Here is an 18,169-nt window from a genome sequence, read left to right as displayed (position 1 = left end):
TCCGGGGCCCGTCCCTGCGGATCCTTCACCGGCTGAACCCATGGGTGCCGATCGCGTGTTCGCGTACGGCGCCGCCGCCGGCCTCCTCGGCGACCTGCTGCTCGGCGATCCCCGCCGCGGTCATCCGGTCGCCGCCTTCGGGCGGGCCGCGGCTGCCGTGGAACGAGTGCTGTGGCGGGACGACCGGGGCCGGGGCGCCGTGCACACCGCCGTGTGCGTCGGCGGGACCGTCGCCCTCGGCGGCCTCGCCGCCCGGTGCGTACGCTCCTCCCCCGCCGCCTCCACCGCGCTGACCGCCGCGGCGACCTGGGCCGTCGTCGGCGGCACCTCGCTGGCACGGGAGGCCCGCGCCGTCGCGCGGGCGCTGGAGGCCGGGGACGTGGAGGCGGCCCGGGCCCGGCTCCCCCACCTGTGCGGCCGGGACCCGCAGGCGCTGGACGCCGACGGCATCGCCCGCGCGGTGGTCGAGTCGGTCGCCGAGAACACCTCCGACGCCGTGGTCGGCGCCCTGGTGTGGGGCGCCGTCGCCGGAGTGCCGGGACTGCTCGGCTTCCGGGCCGTCAACACCCTGGACGCCATGGTCGGCCACACGTCCCCCCGCTACCGCCGTTACGGCTGGGCCTCCGCCCGCCTGGACGACGTCGCCGGGTGGCCGGGGGCGCGGCTGACCGCCGTACTCGCCGCGCTCGCCGGACCGGACCCGCGCGGTGCCGTACGGGCGTGGCGCGCGGACGCGGCGAAGCACCCGAGCCCCAACGCCGGGCCCGTGGAGGCGTCCTTCGCCGGCGCGCTCGGCGTGCGGCTCGGCGGGACCCTCTCCTACGGCGGGCGGGTCGAGCACCGGCCCGTGCTGGGCCGCGGCGGGCGTGCCGTGGCCGTGTCCGACATCGACCGGGCGGTACGGCTCTCGCGGCGGGTCGGCTGGCTCGCGCTCGGGGCCGGCGTCCTCGCGCGGAGCGTCATGAAGGGACGCAGATCATGAGCGGTGGAGGACTGCTGGTCGCCGGGACCACCTCGGACGCCGGCAAGAGCGTGGTGACCGCCGGGATCTGCCGGTGGCTGGTGCGGCAGGGCGTCAAGGTCGCGCCGTTCAAGGCGCAGAACATGTCGCTGAACTCGTTCGTGACCCGGGAGGGCGCCGAGATCGGGCGGGCGCAGGCCATGCAGGCCCAGGCCTGCCGGGTCGAACCGACCGCGCTGATGAACCCTGTGCTGCTCAAGCCGGGCGGCGAGCAGTCCAGCCAGGTGGTGCTGCTGGGCAGGCCGGTCGGCGAGCTGAGCGCCCGCGGCTACCACGGCGGGCGCCAGCAGAGGCTGCTCGGCACGGTGCTGGACTGTCTGGAGCAGTTGCGGGGCACGTATGACGCGGTGATCTGTGAGGGGGCCGGCAGCCCGGCCGAGATCAACCTGCGGCGCACGGACATCGTGAACATGGGCATCGCCCGGGGTGCCGGACTGCCGGTCCTGGTGGTGGGCGACATCGACCGGGGTGGCGTCTTCGCGTCCTTCTTCGGCACCGTCGCGCTGCTCTCCCCCGAGGACCAGGAGCTGGTCGCCGGATTCCTGGTGAACAAGTTCCGCGGCGACGTGTCGCTGCTGGAACCGGGCCTCGACATGCTGCACGGCCTGACCGGGCGGCGGACCTACGGCGTGCTGCCGTTCCGGCACGGGCTCGGCATCGACGAGGAGGACGGACTGCGGGTGTCGCTGCGCGGCGCCGTACGGGAGTCCGTGGTCGCCCCGCCGGCCGGCGAGGACGTGCTGCGGGTCGCCGTGTGCGCGGTGCCGCTGATGTCCAACTTCACCGACGTGGACGCGCTCGCCGCCGAACCCGGTGTCGTGGTGCGGTTCGTGGACCGTCCCGAGGAGCTGTCCGACGCCGACCTCGTCGTGGTGCCGGGGACGCGCGGGACCGTACGGGCCCTGGAGTGGCTGCGGGAGCGCGGGCTGGCGGACGCGCTGCGGCGCCGGGCGGCCGAGGGGCGGCCCGTGCTCGGCGTCTGCGGGGGTTTCCAGATCCTCGGCGAGCACATCGAGGACGAGGTCGAGAGCCGCGCGGGACACGTCGACGGGCTCGGCGTCCTGCCCGTACGGGTGCGCTTCGCCCGCGAGAAGACGCTCACGCGGCCCGTCGGCCGGGCCCTCGGGGAGCCCGTCGAGGGGTACGAGATCCATCACGGGGTCGCCGACGTCCTCGGAGGGGAGGCGTTCTTCTCCGACGACCGAGGACACGGCCTGGACGGCTGCCGGGTCGGGCAGACCTGGGGCACGCACTGGCACGGCTCCCTGGAGTCGGACGGTTTCCGGCGCGCCTTCCTGCGCGAGGTGGCAGCCGCCGCGGGACGCCGCTTCGTCCCGGCGCCCGGCACCTCGTTCGCCGCGCTGCGCGAGGAGCAGCTCGACCGGCTCGGCGACCTGATCGAACAGCACGCGGACACGGACGCGCTGTGGCGGCTCATCGAGTCCGGCGCGCCGCAAGGACTGCCCTTCATTCCACCGGGAGCGCCCGCATGAGCACTGTGTTGTTGTTGTCGACCGCCGACACGGACCTGCTGGCGGCCCGTGCCTCCGGCGCCTCCTACCGGATCGGCAACCCGACCCGCGTGGACGTGGCGGACGAGCTGCCCGCGCTGCTGGACGGGGCGGACCTCGCCGTCGTACGGCTGCTGGGCGGCAAGCGCGCCTGGGAGGACGGGCTCGCGGCGCTGAAGGCGTCCGGGATCCCGGCGGTGCTGCTCGGCGGGGAGGCCGTGCCCGACGCCGAGCTGATGGCCGAGTCGACGGTGCCGGCCGGTGTGGTGGCTCAGGCACTGCGGTACCTCGTCGAGGGCGGCCCGGACAACCTCACCGAACTGGCCCGGTTCCTGTCGGACACCGTGCTGCTGACCGGCGAGGGGTTCGAGGAGCCCCGGAAGATGCCGGAGTACGGCGTCCACGGCGCACGCGCCCTGGAAGACGGCCGCCCGACGGTCGGCGTGCTCTTCTACCGGGCGCACGAACTGAGCGGCAACACCGCCTTCGTGGACACGCTGTGCGACGCCATCGAGGCGCGGGGTGCGAACGCCCTGCCCGTGTACTGCGGTTCGCTGCGCGGCGCCGACCCGGAGCTGTACGGGCTGCTGGCCAAGGCCGACGCCCTGGTCGCCACCGTGCTGGCGGCCGGCGGCACGCACGCCTCGCAGGCGTCGGCGGGCGGTGACGAGGAGGCCTGGGACGTCGGGGCGCTCGCCGACCTGGACGTGCCGGTGCTGCAGGGGCTGTGCCTGACCTCGTCGCGCGCCGCCTGGGAGGAGTCCGACGCCGCGCTGTCCCCCATGGACGCGGCGATGCAGGTCGCCATCCCGGAGTTCGACGGCCGGCTGATCACGGTCCCGTTCTCCTTCAAGGAGCAGGGCCCGGACGACGTCCCGGTGTACGCCGCCGACCCGGAGCGTGCGTCGCGGGTCGCCGGGATCGCCGTACGGCACGCCCGGCTCGGGCACAGGCCGAACGCCGCGAAGAAGGTCGCGCTGGTCTTCACCGCGTACCCGACGAAGCACTCGCGGGTCGGCAACGCGGTCGGCCTGGACACCCCGGCGTCCGCGGTACGGGTGCTGGACGCGCTGCGGGACGCCGGGTACTCCCTCACCGAGTACCCCGACAACGGCGACGAGTTGATCCACCGGCTCATCGAGGCCGGCGGGCACGACGTCGAGTGGCTCACGGAGGAGCAGCTGGCCGCCGCGCCCGCGCGGGTGCCGCTGGCGGACTACCGGGCGTGGTTCGAGAAGCTGGACCCGCGGCTGCGGGACGGGATGCGTGAGGCGTGGGGCGAGCCGCCGGGGTCGCTGTACGTCGACGGGGACGACATCGTGCTCGCGTCCCTGCGGTTCGGGAACGTCGTCGTCATGATCCAGCCGCCGCGCGGCTTCGGGGAGAACCCGATCGCGATCTACCACGACCCCGACATGCCGCCGTCGCACCACTACATGGCGGCCTACCGGTGGCTGGAGAACAGTTTCGGCGCCGACGCGATCGTGCACATGGGCAAGCACGGCACGATGGAGTGGCTGCCGGGCAAGGGCCTGGGGCTGGGCGCCGGGTGCGCGCCGGACGCGGTGCTCGGTGACCTGCCGCTGATCTACCCGTTCATCGTCAACGACCCGGGCGAGGGCACCCAGGCCAAGCGGCGCGGACACGCCACGGTGGTCGATCACCTGGTGCCGCCGATGGCGCGGGCCGACACCTACGGCGACCTGGCGAAGCTGGAACAGCTCCTCGACGAGTACGCGCTCGTCTCCGACCTGGACCCGGCGAAGGCACCGGCGGTGCGCGCGCAGATCTGGACGCTGGTGAAGGCCGCCGAGCTGCACCACGACCTGCATGTGGACGACCAGCCGGACGACGACGCCTTCGACGAGTTCGTCATGCACATCGACGGCTATCTGTGCGAGATCAAGGACGTGCAGATCAGGGACGGCCTGCACATTCTCGGCGGCGGCCCGGTCGGCGAGCCGCGCGTGAACCTCGTCCTCGCGGTGCTCCGCGCCTCGCAGGTGTGGGGCGGGCAGGCGAACGCGCTGCCGGGTCTGCGGGCCGCGCTGGCCGCGCACTTCGGGCTGGTGGAGAAGGAACTGCTGGCCGAGCCCGGCGCGCCGGTGAAGGCGCCGGTGGAGCTGACGGACCTGGTGGACGGTCCGGCGCGCACGGGTGCCGACGTGATCGACCTGCTGGAGCAGCTGTGCCGGCGGTTCGCGGAGGGGATGGAGGAGCGCGGCTGGGCGGCCGGCTCGGTTCCCTCACTGGTGCGGGAGGTGCTGGGCACGGAACTGCCCGACGCGGTGGCCGTGTTGCGGTTCGCGTGCGAGGAGGTCGTGCCCCGGCTGGCCCGCACCACGGACGAGATCGGGCACATCCTGCGGGCGCTGGACGGCGGTTACGTCCCGGCGGGACCGTCGGGGTCGCCCACGCGCGGGCTGGTCAACGTGCTGCCGACCGGGCGGAACTTCTACTCCGTCGACCCCAAGGCGATTCCCTCACGGCTGAGCTGGGAGGTCGGGCAGTCCCTCGCGGACTCGCTGGTGCAGCGGTACCTGCAGGACACGGGTGACTATCCGAAGTCCGTCGGCCTCACCGTGTGGGGCACGTCCGCGATGCGCACCCAGGGCGACGACATCGCCGAGATCCTGGCGCTGCTCGGGTGCCGTCCGGTGTGGGACGACGCGTCGAGGCGGGTGACCGGGTTCGAGGTGGTCGGCCTGGAGGAGATCGGCCGGCCGCGCATCGACGTCACGGTGCGCATCTCCGGGTTCTTCCGGGACGCGTTCCCGCACGTGGTGGGGCTGATCGACGACGCGGTGCGGGCGGTGGCGGAACTGGACGAGCCCGCCGATTCCAACTACGTGCGGGCGCACGCCGACGAGGACACCGCCCGGCACGGCGACCGGCGGCGGGCCACCGCGCGCGTCTTCGGCTCGAAGCCGGGAGCGTACGGTGCCGGTCTGCTGCCGCTGATCGACGCGCGGAACTGGCGGTCGGACGCGGACCTCGCCGAGGTGTACGCCGTCTGGGGCGGCTACGCCTACGGGCGCGGGCTCGACGGACGGGCCGCGCGCGGGGACATGGAGACGGCGTTCCGGCGGATCGCGGTGGCGGCGAAGAACGTGGACACGCGCGAGCACGACCTCGTCGACGCCGACGACTACTTCCAGTACCACGGCGGCATGGTCGCCATGGTGCGGCACCTGACGGGGGCCAGCCCCGAGGCGTACGTGGGCGACTCGGCCACACCGGACCAGGTGAGGACCCGCACGCTGGGCGAGGAGACACACCGGGTCTTCCGGGCCCGCGTGGTCAACCCGCGCTGGATGGCGGCGATGCGGCGCCACGGCTACAAGGGCGCCTTCGAGATGGCGGCGACCGTGGACTACCTCTTCGGGTACGACGCCACGGCCGGGGTCGTGGACGACTGGATGTACGAGCGGCTCAGCGCGGAGTACGTCTTCGACGCGGAGAACCAGGACTTCATGAAGAAGTCCAACCCGTGGGCGCTGCGCGGCATCACCGAACGGCTGCTCGAGGCCGCCGACCGCGGACTGTGGGCAGAACCCGACGCGGACACGCTGGAGCGGCTGCGCGCCACCTATCTCGAACTCGAAGGCGATCTGGAGGGCGACGACCAGTGACCACCCCCTTTCCGTTCACGGCCGTCGTCGGGCAGGACGACCTGCGGCTCGCGCTGCTGCTGAACGCCGTCTCCCCCGCGGTCGGCGGTGTGCTGGTGCGCGGCGAGAAGGGCACCGCCAAGTCGACCGCGGTGCGCGCGCTGTCGGCACTGCTGCCGGAGGTCGCCGTGGTGCCCGGCTGCCGGTTCTCCTGCGACCCCTCGGCCCCGGACCCGGCCTGTCCGGACGGACCGCACGGGACCGGGGGCGGTGCCGCACGGCCCGCGCGGATGGTCGAGCTGCCCGTGGGCGCCTCGGAGGACCGGCTGGTCGGGGCGCTCGACATCGAGCGGGCCCTTTCGGAGGGCGTGAAGGCCTTCGAGCCGGGACTGCTCGCCGACGCGCACCGGGGGATCCTGTACGTCGACGAGGTCAACCTCCTCCACGACCATCTGGTGGACCTGCTGCTGGACGCGGCGGCGATGGGCGCCTCGTACGTCGAGCGCGAGGGTGTCTCCGTACGGCACGCGGCGCGGTTCCTGCTGGTCGGGACGATGAATCCCGAGGAGGGCGAGCTGCGGCCGCAGCTGCTCGACCGGTTCGGGCTGACCGTCGAGGTGGCCGCCTCGCGCGAGCCCGACCAGCGGGTGGAGGTCGTACGGCGGCGGCTGGCGTACGACGACGATCCCGCCGCCTTCGCCACGCGGTGGGCCGGGGAGGAGGCCGCCGTACGGGCGCGGATCGTGGCGGCGCGGGAGCTGCTGCCGTCGGTGCGGCTGGGCGACGGGGCGCTGCGGCAGATCGCGGCGACCTGTGCGGCGTTCGAGGTGGACGGCATGCGGGCCGACATCGTGATGGCGCGCACGGCGACCGCGCTGGCGGCCTGGGCGGGGCGGACGGACGTGCTCGCCGAGGACGTGCGGCAGGCCGCGCTGCTGGCCCTCCCCCACCGGCGGAGGCGGAACCCCTTCGACGCGCCGGGCCTCGACGAGGACAAGCTCGACGAGACGCTGGAGGAGTTCGGGGGCGACGACGGTCCCGACACCGATCCGGACGGACCCGACGGGGGTGGCGGGCAGCCGCCCGCGGAAGGCCCCGAGGGTCCGGAGGGTCCGGAGGGTCCGGAGGGTCCGGAGGGCGGTGGTGACGCGGGGGCGCCGGCCGAGGCCGGGGAGGCCGGGCAGCCCGCGGGGGGCGGTTCCGGTGAGCGGTCCCCGGTGGGTGCCGCCGAGCCCTTCCGCACCAAGGTGCTGAGCGTGCCCGGGATCGGTGAGGGCGCCGCCGGGCGGCGGTCACGGGCGCGGACCGAGCACGGACGGACGACGGGCGCACGGCGGCCGAACGGTGCGCTGACGAAGGTGCACCTGGCGGCGACCGTCCAGGCGGCGGCTCCGCACCAGCGGGCACGGGGCCGGTCCGGTCCTGGGCTGGTGGTGCGCCGGGACGATCTGCGGCAGGCCACGCGCGAGGGGCGTGAGGCGAACCTCGTGCTGTTCGTCGTGGACGCCTCCGGGTCCATGGCGGCGCGGCAGCGGATGAGTGCCGTGAAGGGCGCCGTGGTGTCGCTGCTGCTCGACGCCTACCAGCGACGGGACAAAGTGGGTCTGGTGACCTTCCGGGGGGCGGCGGCCGACGTCGCCCTGCCGCCCACGTCGTCGGTGGACGCGGCGGCGGCCCGGCTGGAGTCGCTGCCGACCGGTGGGCGGACCCCACTGGCGGCGGGGCTGCTCAGGGCGCACGACGTGCTGCGTGTGGAGCGGCTGCGCGATCCGGCGCGGCGGCCGCTGGTCGTCGTGGTGACGGACGGGCGGGCGACCGGTGGTCCCGAGCCGGTCGCGCTGGCCTCGCGTGCGGCGCGGCTGTTCGCCGCCGAGGGGGTCGCGTCGGTGGTGGTGGACTGCGAGTCGGGGCCGGTGCGGCTGGGGCTCGCCGGACGGCTGGCCGGTGAGCTGGGCGGCAGCGCCGTGACGCTGGACGAGCTGCGGGCCGACTCGATCGCCGGTCTGGTCAGGGACGTGCAGGGGACTTCGAGGAGGGCCGCGTAGTGCCGAAGGGGCAGCCGAGTGTCGTACCCGATGACGGTCTGACGACCCGCCAGCGGCGCAATCGTCCGCTGGTCGTCGTGCACACCGGTGTGGGGAAGGGAAAGTCCACCGCCGCCTTCGGGCTGGCGTTGCGGGCCTGGAACCAGGGGTGGCCGATCGGGGTGTTCCAGTTCGTCAAGTCGGCGAAGTGGAAGGTCGGCGAGGAGAACGCGCTGCGGGTGCTCGGCGCCTCCGGCGAGGGCGGGACCGTCGACTGGCACAAGATGGGCGAGGGCTGGTCGTGGGTGCAGCGCGACGCCCAGATGGACAACGAGGAGAAGGCCCGGGAGGGCTGGGAGCAGGTCAAGCGGGACCTCGCCGCCGAGACCTACAAGCTGTACGTGCTGGACGAGTTCGCCTACCCGATGCACTGGGGGTGGGTCGACACCGATGAGGTGGTGTCCGTGCTGCGGCAGCGGCCGGGGACGCAGCACGTGGTGATCACGGGGCGGAACGCGCCGGAGAAGCTGGTCGGGTTCGCCGACCTCGTCACCGACATGTCGAAGGTCAAGCACCCGATGGACGCGGGGCAGAAGGGGCAGAGGGGCATCGAGTGGTGAACTCCGTTCCCCGGCTGGTGATCGCCGCGCCCTCGTCGGGGAGCGGCAAGACCACCGTCGCCACGGGACTGATGGCCGCGCTGTCCGCGCGGGGGTTCGCCGTGTCCCCGCACAAGGTGGGACCCGACTACATCGATCCCGGGTACCACGCGCTCGCCACCGGGCGGACCGGGCGGAACCTCGACGCGTACCTGTGCGGGCCGGAGCTGGTCGCTCCGCTGTTCGCGCACGGTGCGCGGGGGTGTGACATCGCCGTGGTCGAGGGTGTGATGGGGCTGTACGACGGGGCGGCGGGTGAGGGCGAGCTGGCGTCCACCGCGCAGGTCGCCAAGCTGTTGCGGGCGCCGGTGGTGCTGGTGGTCGACGCGTCGTCGCAGTCCCGGTCGGTGGCGGCGCTGGTGCACGGGTTCGTGAGCTGGGATCCGGAGGTGCGGGTCGGGGGGGTGATCCTGAACAAGGTCGCCTCGGATCGGCACGAGGGGCTGTTGCGGGAATCGCTGGACTCCGTCGGGGTGCCGGTGCTGGGGGTGTTGCGGCGGGCCGCTCAGGTCGAGACGCCGGCTCGGCATCTGGGGCTGGTGCCGGTCGCCGAGCGGCGCGGCGCGGCCGTGGATGCGGTCGCGGCGATGGCGGCTCAGGTGGCGGCGGGCTGCGACCTGGAGGGGCTTGTCGCGCTGGCGCGGAGTGCGGGTCCCTTGGCGGGTGCGGCGTGGGATGCGGGTGAGGCCTTGGTTTCCTCGCCCCCGCCGCCCCTTCCCTCCCCCACTCCCGGCTCCGCTCGAGCGGGAGGACCCCCGTCGTCCCCGGGGGCTCTGCCCCCGGACCCCCGTTCGGCCCTGGACGGGCCTCGTCCTCGAACGCCGGACGGGCTGGTGGATGCCGGACGGACCACAAGGGTTGCCGTCGCGGGTGGGAGCGCCTTCACCTTCTCGTACGCCGAGCATGCCGAGCTGCTGACCGCCGCCGGGGCCGAGGTCGTCACCTTCGATCCGTTGCGGGACGAGGAACTGCCCGAGGGAACCGCCGGGCTGGTCATCGGTGGGGGGTTTCCCGAGGTGTACGCCTCCGAGCTGTCCGCCAACGAGGCGCTGCGCAAGGCCGCCCGCGACCTCGCCCTCAGCGGGGCTCCCGTGGCGGCCGAGTGTGCCGGGTTGCTGTATCTGTGCCGGGAGCTCGACGGGCTGCCCATGTGCGGGGTGCTGGACGCCTCCGCGCGGATGTCGGACCGGCTGACCCTGGGCTACCGGGACGCGGTGGCCGTGAGCGACAGCGTGCTGGCCGCCGCCGGCACGCGGATGCGGGGGCACGAGTTCCACCGGACCCTCGTCGAGCCGGGGGCCGGGGACGAGCCCGCCTGGGGGACGCGGGTGCCCGAGCGGCGTGTCGAGGGATTCGTACAGCGCGGTGTGCACGCGAGCTATCTGCACACGCACTGGGCGTCCGAGCCCGGTGTCGCCCGTCGGTTCGTGGAGAGGTGCCGGACGTCATGAGCAGCAGGCTGATCGGGGTCGGGGTGGGGCCCGGGGACCCGGAGCTGGTGACCGTCAAGGGGGTCAACGCGCTGCGGGCCGCGGACGTCGTCGTCGTACCCGTCATGGACACCGGTGAGCGCGGGCGGGCCGAGGCGACCGTGCTGCACTACGTGCCCGCCGAGAAGGTCGTCCGGGTGGTGTTCGCGCTGAACGAGCGGACCGACCGGGCGCGCCGTGAGGCGGCCTGGGACGCCGCCGGCGGGCGGGTCGTCGAACTGCTGCGGGAGCGCGGGACCGTCGCCTTCGCGACGATCGGGGATCCCAACGTGTACTCGACGTTCACGTATCTCGCCCAGACCGTCACCGAGTCCGTGCCGGACACGGTCGTCGAGACCGTGCCCGGGATCACGGCCATGCAGGATCTCGCGGCGCGGTCCGGGGCCGTGCTGGCCGAGGGGACCGAGCCGCTCACGCTGGTGCCGGTGACCGCCGGGGCCGCCGTGCTCAAGGACGCCCTGGCCGGGCCCGGGACCGTCGTCGCGTACAAGTTCGGGCGGCAGGCCGGTGAGGTCGCCGAGGCGCTGCGGGAGACCGGGCGGATGGGTGACGCGGTCTGGGGGTCCGCGCTCGGGCTGCCGGAGGAGTCGGTACGGCCGGCCGCGGAACTCGGCGGGGCACCGCTGCCGTACCTGTCGACGCTCATCGCACCGCCGCGGCGCGACGGCGGGCGGGGCGGCAAGCTGTGAACCGGGTCGCGTCCCGCTCAGTGCGCGGCGCCCACCACCAGCCAGATGAACAGCGCCCCCGCGACCGTGCACAGCAGTGTGGTGCGGGCCGGGTGCTCGTGGTGGGCCTCGGGCAGGATCTCGGCCGCCGCGAGGTACAGCAGGGCGCCGCCGAACAGGCCGAGATAGCCGCCGAGCAGGGGTTCCGGGATCGTGAAGAACAGCGTCGACGCGGCTCCGGCGACCGGTGCCGCGGCGTCCGCGAACAGCATCGTCAGCGCGCGGCGGCGGGCGTTTCCGTAGACGCGTGTGAGGGTGTACGTGTTGAAGCCGTCGGCGAAGTCGTGAGCGATCACGGCCACCGCGACGGCGGCGCCCATGCCCCCGTCGACCTGGAAGGCGGCGCCGATCGCCACACCGTCCATGGCGCTGTGACCGACCATCGCGGCGGCGGCCGTCAGACCCACCTCGGGCGTACGGCCGTTCCTCTCCCCGGCGCCGTGCACGGCCATGGGGGTCCCCCCGGCTCGAGCGGGGTCGAGAGACCGGGGGCGCTGGGCGAGCAGTCGTTCCACCAGGTGGGCGAGCAGAAAGCCCGCGACGAAGAGCAGCAGGGCCACGGGGACCCCGTGCACCTCGGTGCCGGCCGCATCCAGGGACTCCGGGAGGAGTTCCAGGCCCACGACGCCCAGCATCAGCCCGCCGGCCAGGCCCAGCACCAGATGGCGGCGGTCGGTCACGCGGTGTGCCGACCAGCCGCCGGCCAGCGTCATCAGGAACGCGCCGAGCGCGACGAGGACCGCCATGTGCTCTTCGTATCCGATCGGCGGCCGGTCACGCACGCGTGACAGCCGCTCACCACCCACCGACTTCCACCACTCGCAGGAGAGGACCCATTCCCATGGCCGACGCCCCCACCGGCAAGGTGACCTTCGTCGGGGCCGGCCCCGGCGCCGCCGATCTGCTGACGTTCCGTGCCGCGCGGGCCATCGCCGAGGCCGATGTCGTCATCTGGGCCGCCAGCCTGGTCCAGGAGGACGTCCTCCGGCACGCGCGCGAGGACGCCGAGATCCTCGACTCGGCGACGATGTCCCTGGAGGACGTCGTGGCCGTGTACGGGCGGGCCCGCGCGGAGGGGCTGAAGGTCGCGCGGATCCACTCGGGCGACCCCGCGCTGTGGGGCGGCACGCAGGAGCAGGTCGACCGGTGCGCGGAGCTCGGCATCGCGACCGAGATCGTGCCCGGGGTGTCGTCCTTCTCGGCCGTCGCGGCGCTCGCACAGCGCGAGCTGACCATTCCCGAGGTGGCGCAGTCGGTCGTGCTGACCCGGCTCGGCGGCGGCAAGACGCCGATGCCGCCGGGTGAGGAGGTCCGCGAGTTCGCACGGCACGGCACCACCATGGCGATCTTCCTGTCGGCCGCCCGCAGCGGGCAGCTGGTGCGGGAGCTGCTGGAGGGCGGCTACCCGACGTCCACGCCGGTCGTCGTCGCGTACCAGGCGACCTGGCCGGAGGAACTGGTCGTGAAGTGCACGATCGGCACGCTGGAGGAGACGGTCAAGGAGCACAAGCTGTGGAAGCACACGCTGTTCCTGGTCGGTCCGGCGCTCGACGCGCACGGCACCCGCTCGCACCTGTACCACCCCGGTCACTTCCACGGCTTCCGCAAGGCCGACCCCGAGGCGCGCCGGGAGCTGCGTTCGCGGGGTGCGAGTACATGATCACCGTCGTCGGGATGGGGGCCGGGGCGCCGGTCGACGCAGGGGTGACGGACGGGGCGGAGCTGGTGGTCGGCGGCCGGCGGCACCTGGACGCCGTGCGGCTGCCGGACGGGGCCGAGCGGATCGTGCTCGGGCCGCTGGCGCCGGCCCTCGACACCGTGGAGAGGTACGTCGCCGGGGAGCGGCCGGTCGTGGTGCTGGCGTCCGGGGATCCCGGGTTCTTCGGCATCGTGCGGGTGCTGGCCGAGCGGTTCGGGGCCGAGCGGCTCGACGTCCGGCCCGGTGTCCCGTCCGTGGCCGCCGCGTTCGCGCGGATCGGGCTGCCGTGGGACGACGCCGTGGTGGTCAGCGCGCACGGCAGGGATCCGCGGACGGCGGTCAACCTGTGCCGGGCGCTGCCGAAGGTCGCCGTGCTGACCGGACCGGGGGCCGGTCCGGCCGAGCTGGGGGCGGCGCTGCGGGGCCACGACCGTGTGCTGGTCGTCGCCTCCGCGCTCGGCTGCGCCGGGGAGCGGGTGGAGCGGGTGACGCCCGCCGAGGCCGCCGCCCGGGACTGGGGCACGGCGGTGAGCGTGGTGCTGTGCCTGGACGAGGCGCGGGCCCTCGGGCCGGTGCGGACCGTGGCGGGCGGGGGCCGGGAGCCCGCGGGCTGGGCGCTGGACGAGGCCGGGTTCGACCACCGTGACTCCATGATCACCAAGTTCGAGGTGCGGGCGCTGGCGCTGGCCCGGCTCGGACCGCGTCCCGGGGAGCTGGTGTGGGACGTGGGAGCGGGGTCGGGATCCGTCGCCGTGGAGTGCGCGCGGCTCGGCGCCGCCGTCACGGCCGTGGAGAAGACCGAGGACGGGGTGGAGCGCGTCCGGGCGAACGCCGCCGCGCACGGGGTCGACGTTCAGGTGGTGCACGGGGCGGCGCCGGACGTACTGGCCGGCCTCGACGGCGATCCCGACGCGGTGTTCGTCGGCGGGGGCGGTCGGGAGCTGCCGGCCGTCGTCACCGCGTGCGCGCGGCGGGCCCGGCGGACCGTGGTGGTCGCCCTGGCCGCCCTCGACCGGGTGCCGGCCGTGCGCGAGGCGCTGACGGGCGCCGGGTTCGGCTGCGACGGGGTGCTGCTGCAGTCGTCGCGGCTGGCGCCGCTGCCCGGGGACGTCACCCGGCTGGCGGCCACCAATCCCGTTTTCCTGCTGTGGGGCGTCCGGTCCCACGGCCGTACCGAAGGAGACGACCAGTGATCGGCCTCATCTCCGCCACCGCGGCGGGAGCGGCAGCGCGGGACCGGCTGGCCGCCGCGTGGCCGGACCGTACGCGCGTGTACGAGGGTTCCGTCGCGGACGCCGTACGCGCCGCGTTCGCCGAGTGCGAGCAGCTCGTGTGCTTCCTCGCCACGGGCGCCGTGGTGCGGCTGGTGGCACCCCTGCTGGACGACAAGCGGACCGACCCGGGCGTGGTCTGTGTCGACGAGGGCGGACGGTTCGCGGTGTCGCTGGTCGGCGGACACGGCGGCGGGGCGAACGGACTGGCCCGTGAGGTCGCCGAGGTGCTGGGCGCCGAGCCGGTGGTGACCACGGCGACCGACGCGGTCCGCCTCCCCGGCCTGGACACCCTCGGTCTGCCCGTGGAGGGGAACGTCGCCGCCGTGTCGCGGGCCCTGCTGGACGGTGAGGCGGTGGCGCTGCGCGCCGAGGTGACCTGGCCGCTGCCTCCGCTGCCGGTCGCCGACGACGGGCCGTACACGATCCGGGTCACGGACCGTCTGGCCGAGCCGGGCGAGCGGGAGGCGGTGCTCCGGCCGCCCACCCTCGTCGTCGGCGTCGGCGCCTCCAAGGGCGCCCCCGTCGAGGAGGTGCTCGGGCTGATCGAGGAGGCGCTGCGCGGGGCGGGACTGTCGGCGGCGTCGCTCGCCGAGCTCGCCACCGTGGACGCCAAGGCCGGGGAGCGGGGCATCGTGGAGGCGGCCCGGCGGCTCGGGGTGCCCCTGGTGACGTACGGCGCCGAGGAGTTGGCGCGCGTCGAGGTGCCCAATCCGTCGGACGCGCCGCTGGCCGCCGTCGGCACCCCGTCGGTGGCGGAGGCCGCGGCGCTGGTGGGCGGGGGCGAACTGCTCGTGCCCAAAAGAAAGTCGGCGGCCCGGCCCGCGATGGCGACCTGTGCCGTCGTACGGCGTCCGGGGCGCGGGCGGCTCGCGGTGGTGGGGCTGGGGCCCGGCGCACGGGATCTGCTCACCCCGCGGGCGAAGGCCGAGCTGCGCCGCGCCAGTGTCCTGGTGGGCCTGGACCAGTACGTCGACCAGATCCGCGATCTGCTGCGGCCCGGCACGCGCGTGCTTCAGTCCGGTCTCGGCGCGGAGGAGGAGCGGGCCCGTACGGCCGTCGCCGAGGCCCGGCGCGGGCAGGCGGTCGCGCTGATCGGGAGCGGGGACGCCGGCGTGTACGCCATGGCCTCCCCGGCGCTCGCGGAGGCGTCCGACGACATCGACGTGGTCGGGGTGCCGGGGGTGACGGCGGCGCTGGCGGCCGGGGCGCTCCTGGGGGCGCCGCTGGGCCACGACCACGTGTCGATCAGCCTGTCCGACCTGCACACCCCCTGGGAGGTCATCGAGCGGCGGGTGCGGGCGGCGGCCGAGGCGGACCTCGTGGTGACGTTCTACAACCCGCGCAGCCGGGGCCGTGACTGGCAGCTGCCGAAGGCCCTCGCGATCCTCGCGGGGCACCGGGAGCCGGCGACGCCCGTCGGGGTCGTGCGCAACGCGTCCCGCGCGGACGAGTCGAGCCGGCTGACCACGCTGGCCGCCCTCGATCCGGCGTGGGTCGACATGATGACGGTCGTGACCGTGGGCAACACGGCGACCCGTGAGATCGCGGGGCGCATGGTCACCCCGCGTGGCTACCGCTGGCAGGAGGAGTCACGGTGAACCGTGTGGTGCACCCCATCGAGCAGGAGTCCTTCCGGCGGCTGCGCGCCCGGCTGGACACCTCCCACTTCCCGCCGCTGACCCGGGCCGTGGTGGAGCGGGTCGTCCACTCCGCCGCCGACCTGGAGTACGCCTCCGATCTCGTCATGGACGAGGGCGAGTTGGTGAAGGCCCACGCCGCGCTGCACGCCGGGGCGCCGGTCGTGGCGGACGTGGAGATGGTCGCGGCCGGGATCACCCGCCGGGAGACCGTGTGCCGGCTCGCGGACGCCGTGTCCGGGCCCGGGCTCACGCGTTCCGCGCACGCCGTGCGGCTGGCGTACGAGGAGGTCGGGCCCGGTGCCCTGTGGGTGATCGGCTGCGCGCCGACCGCCCTGGAGGAACTGCTGATCCTGGACGCCTCTCCCGCGCTCGTCATCGGTCTGCCCGTCGGTTTCGTCGGCGCGGCCGAGTCCAAGGCCGCGTTGCGGGAGAGCGGACTGCCCGCCGTGAGCAACGTGTCCGAGAAGGGCGGGTCGGCGGTCGCCGCCGCCGCGCTCAACGCCCTGCTGTACCACCCGATCCCATCCGAGGAGAACCTGTGACCACCCCGCCCGCCCTGCTCATCGCCGGCCACGGCACCCGGGACGACGCCGGAGCGGAGGCGTTCCGGGACTTCGTGCGGGAGCTGGGTCGCCGCCACCCCGGGCTGCCCGTCGCGGGCGGTTTCATCGAGCTGTCCCCGCCGCCGCTGGGCGAGGCCGTCGGCGAGCTGGTGGAGCGGGGCGTGCGGCGGTTCGCCGCCGTGCCGCTGATGCTGGTGTCCGCCGGGCACGCCAAGGGCGACATCCCGGCCGCGCTGGCCCGCGAGAAGGAGCGTCACCCGGGCATCTCGTACACCTACGGCCGTCCGCTGGGCCCGCACCCGGCGCTGCTGAGCGTGCTGGAGCGGCGGCTGGCCCAGGCGGTCGACCCCTCCTGGGACCCGGCGGAGGTGACCGTGCTCCTGGTGGGGCGCGGGTCGACGGACCCGGACGCCAACGCCGAGGTGTGCAAGGCGGCGCGGCTGCTGTGGGAGGGCCGCGGGTACGCGGGCGTGGAGACGGCGTTCGTGTCGCTGGCGGCGCCGGACGTGCCGAGCGGGCTGGACCGCTGCGCACGGCTGGGGGCGCGCAGGGTCGTCGTCCTGCCGTACTTCCTGTTCACCGGGATCCTGCCGGACCGGGTGCGGCGGCAGACGGAGGAGTGGGCGGCGGCGCACCCTGAGACCCAGGTGCGGTCGGCGGACGTCATCGGTCCGGAGCCGGAGCTGCTGGATCTTGTGATGGAGCGGTACGAGGAGGCCGTGAAGGGTGACCTGCGGATGAACTGCGACTCGTGTGTGTACCGGATCGCGCTGCCGGGCTTCGAGGACAAGGTGGGGCAGCCGCAGCAGCCGCACTTCCACCCCGACGACGACGGCCACCACCACCACGGGCACGGCCACGCGCACTCCCATGCGCACTGATCAGGGGAGCGGCCACGACCTGCGCCACCACGGCGACGCCGAGGTCCGCGACGACGGTTCCGCGCTGGTGGACCTCGCGGTGAACGTCCGCGCGGACACGCCTCCGGGGTGGCTGCGGGAGCACATCGCCGGGTCGCTGTCCGCACTGGCCGCCTACCCGGACGGGCGGGCGGCGCGGGCGGCGGTGGCGGCGCGGCACGGGCTGCCGGTGGACCGGGTGCTGTTGACGGCCGGGGCGGCGGAGGCGTTCGTGCTGCTGGCGCGGGCGCTGAAGGTGCGCAGGCCGGTGGTGGTGCATCCGCAGTTCACGGAGCCGGAGGCGGCGCTGCGGGACGCCGGGCACACGGTGGACCGGGTGCTGCTGCGGGAGGCGGACGGTTTCCGGCTGGACCCGGCGGCGGTGCCCGAGGACGCGGACCTGGTGGTGATCGGCAACCCGACGAACCCGACGTCGGTGCTCCACCCGGCCGCCGCCGTCGCCGGGCTGGCCCGCCCCGGGCGGACGCTGGTGGTGGACGAGGCGTTCATGGACGCGGTGCCGGGCGAGCGCGAGGCACTGGCCGGGCGCACCGGCGTCCCCGGTCTGGTCGTCCTGCGCAGCCTCACGAAGACGTGGGGGCTGGCGGGACTGCGGATCGGCTATGTGCTGGCCGCCCCGGAGACCGTCGCGGAGCTGGAGCGCGCCCAGCCGCTGTGGCCGGTGTCCACCCCGGCCCTGGCGGCGGCGGAGGCGTGCGTGGGGCCCCGGGCATGCGCGGAGGCGGCCGACGCGGCCCACCGTGTCGTGGCGGACCGCGCGCATCTGATCGCGGGGCTGCGGGACTTCTCCGGTCACGGGCTCCGGGTCGTGGAGCCCGCCGAGGGCCCGTTCGTCCTGGTCCGGCTGCCGGGCGCGGCGACGGTACGGCACCGTCTGCGCGCCCTCGGCTACGCGGTGCGCCGCGGGGACACGTTCCCGGGGCTGGGTGAGGAGTGGCTGCGCCTGGCGGTGCGGGACGGGGGGACGGTGGACGGGTTCCTCGATGCGCTGGGCCGGGCCCTGAGAGCGGCTTGATCCGCCCCCGGCGA

Annotated in this window: 14 protein-coding genes; 13 read left to right on the top strand and 1 reads right to left on the bottom strand. The window is 74.7% G+C overall.

Features of this window, described 5'->3' with window-relative positions:
• Positions 1–40: 40 nt before the first annotated feature.
• The 7 genes from F1615_RS23820 to cobI are packed head-to-tail and all read left to right on the top strand — an operon-like array spanning position 41 to position 11,005.
• The gene (locus tag F1615_RS23820) at positions 41–982 is read left to right on the top strand and encodes a cobalamin biosynthesis protein (RefSeq protein ID WP_149551102.1); all 942 of its coding nucleotides are present in this window, start codon (positions 41–43) and stop codon (positions 980–982) included.
• Entirely contained in the window at positions 979–2,514 is a 1,536-nt protein-coding gene (locus F1615_RS23815) for a cobyric acid synthase (RefSeq protein WP_149551101.1), read from the top strand. The genes F1615_RS23820 and F1615_RS23815 overlap by 4 nt, the downstream gene beginning before the upstream one ends.
• Positions 2,511–6,164 (top strand): cobaltochelatase subunit CobN, encoded by a 3,654-nt coding sequence (cobN, locus tag F1615_RS23810; RefSeq protein WP_149551100.1) that lies wholly within the window; start codon positions 2,511–2,513, stop codon positions 6,162–6,164. The genes F1615_RS23815 and cobN overlap by 4 nt, the downstream gene beginning before the upstream one ends.
• Positions 6,161–8,188 (top strand): putative cobaltochelatase, encoded by a 2,028-nt coding sequence (locus F1615_RS23805; protein WP_149551099.1) that lies wholly within the window; start codon positions 6,161–6,163, stop codon positions 8,186–8,188. Before cobN ends, F1615_RS23805 begins: the two co-directional genes overlap by 4 nt.
• Positions 8,188–8,787, top strand: a complete 600-nt coding sequence (gene cobO, locus F1615_RS23800; RefSeq protein ID WP_149551098.1) for a cob(I)yrinic acid a,c-diamide adenosyltransferase — start codon at positions 8,188–8,190, stop codon at positions 8,785–8,787. Before F1615_RS23805 ends, cobO begins: the two co-directional genes overlap by 1 nt.
• Positions 8,781–10,277: a cobyrinate a,c-diamide synthase gene (locus F1615_RS23795; protein WP_149551097.1), complete on the top strand. Its 1,497-nt coding sequence runs from the start codon at positions 8,781–8,783 to the stop codon at positions 10,275–10,277. Before cobO ends, F1615_RS23795 begins: the two co-directional genes overlap by 7 nt.
• Positions 10,274–11,005, top strand: coding sequence for a precorrin-2 C(20)-methyltransferase (gene cobI, locus F1615_RS23790; protein ID WP_149551096.1), 732 nt, complete (start codon positions 10,274–10,276; stop codon positions 11,003–11,005). Before F1615_RS23795 ends, cobI begins: the two co-directional genes overlap by 4 nt.
• Positions 11,006–11,022: 17 nt before the next feature.
• Here cobI and F1615_RS23785 read toward each other — a convergent pair whose 3' ends face one another.
• Positions 11,023–11,790: a ZIP family metal transporter gene (locus tag F1615_RS23785; RefSeq protein ID WP_149551095.1), complete on the bottom strand. Its 768-nt coding sequence runs from the start codon at positions 11,788–11,790 to the stop codon at positions 11,023–11,025.
• A gap of 95 nt (positions 11,791–11,885) precedes the next feature.
• Between F1615_RS23785 and cobM the strand changes: the two genes are divergently transcribed.
• From cobM to cobC, 6 genes are read left to right on the top strand one after another with little or no spacing between them, the layout of a single operon-like run.
• Positions 11,886–12,704, top strand: a complete 819-nt coding sequence (cobM, locus tag F1615_RS23780; protein WP_149551094.1) for a precorrin-4 C(11)-methyltransferase — start codon at positions 11,886–11,888, stop codon at positions 12,702–12,704.
• Complete coding sequence (gene cbiE / locus F1615_RS23775; RefSeq protein ID WP_149551093.1) at positions 12,701–13,936, top strand: precorrin-6y C5,15-methyltransferase (decarboxylating) subunit CbiE; 1,236 nt, start codon at positions 12,701–12,703, stop codon at positions 13,934–13,936. Before cobM ends, cbiE begins: the two co-directional genes overlap by 4 nt.
• A complete protein-coding gene (cobJ, locus tag F1615_RS23770) occupies positions 13,933–15,615 on the top strand; it encodes a precorrin-3B C(17)-methyltransferase (RefSeq protein ID WP_149551092.1) in 1,683 nt (560 codons plus the stop codon). Before cbiE ends, cobJ begins: the two co-directional genes overlap by 4 nt.
• Positions 15,612–16,199, top strand: a complete 588-nt coding sequence (locus F1615_RS23765; protein ID WP_149551091.1) for a precorrin-8X methylmutase — start codon at positions 15,612–15,614, stop codon at positions 16,197–16,199. The genes cobJ and F1615_RS23765 overlap by 4 nt, the downstream gene beginning before the upstream one ends.
• Entirely contained in the window at positions 16,196–17,101 is a 906-nt protein-coding gene (locus F1615_RS23760; RefSeq protein WP_149551090.1) for a sirohydrochlorin chelatase, read from the top strand. Before F1615_RS23765 ends, F1615_RS23760 begins: the two co-directional genes overlap by 4 nt.
• Positions 17,091–18,155, top strand: coding sequence for an Rv2231c family pyridoxal phosphate-dependent protein CobC (gene cobC / locus F1615_RS23755; protein WP_149551089.1), 1,065 nt, complete (start codon positions 17,091–17,093; stop codon positions 18,153–18,155). Before F1615_RS23760 ends, cobC begins: the two co-directional genes overlap by 11 nt.
• The last annotated feature ends 14 nt before the right edge of the window (positions 18,156–18,169 follow it).

The organism is Streptomyces marokkonensis (assembly GCF_008312835.1).
In the GTDB taxonomy this organism is placed as follows: Bacteria; Actinomycetota; Actinomycetes; order Streptomycetales; family Streptomycetaceae; genus Streptomyces; species Streptomyces marokkonensis_A.
Note: the sequence above shows the minus strand (reverse complement) of the source record. Positions and strands in the feature narration are given on the sequence as shown.

What these genes read in the sequence shown, in the direction of transcription:
- F1615_RS23820 (WP_149551102.1), top strand. Translation starts at nt 41, where the DNA reads ATGGGTGCCGATCGCGTGTTCGCGTACGGCGCCGCCGCCGGCCTCCTC.
- F1615_RS23815 (WP_149551101.1), top strand. Translation starts at nt 979, where the DNA reads ATGAGCGGTGGAGGACTGCTGGTCGCCGGGACCACCTCGGACGCCGGC.
- cobN (WP_149551100.1), top strand. Translation starts at nt 2,511, where the DNA reads ATGAGCACTGTGTTGTTGTTGTCGACCGCCGACACGGACCTGCTGGCG.
- cobI (WP_149551096.1), top strand. Translation starts at nt 10,274, where the DNA reads ATGAGCAGCAGGCTGATCGGGGTCGGGGTGGGGCCCGGGGACCCGGAG.
- F1615_RS23785 (WP_149551095.1), bottom strand. Translation starts at nt 11,790, where the DNA reads ATGGCGGTCCTCGTCGCGCTCGGCGCGTTCCTGATGACGCTGGCCGGC.
- cobM (WP_149551094.1), top strand. Translation starts at nt 11,886, where the DNA reads ATGGCCGACGCCCCCACCGGCAAGGTGACCTTCGTCGGGGCCGGCCCC.
- cbiE (WP_149551093.1), top strand. Translation starts at nt 12,701, where the DNA reads ATGATCACCGTCGTCGGGATGGGGGCCGGGGCGCCGGTCGACGCAGGG.
- cobC (WP_149551089.1), top strand. Translation starts at nt 17,091, where the DNA reads ATGCGCACTGATCAGGGGAGCGGCCACGACCTGCGCCACCACGGCGAC.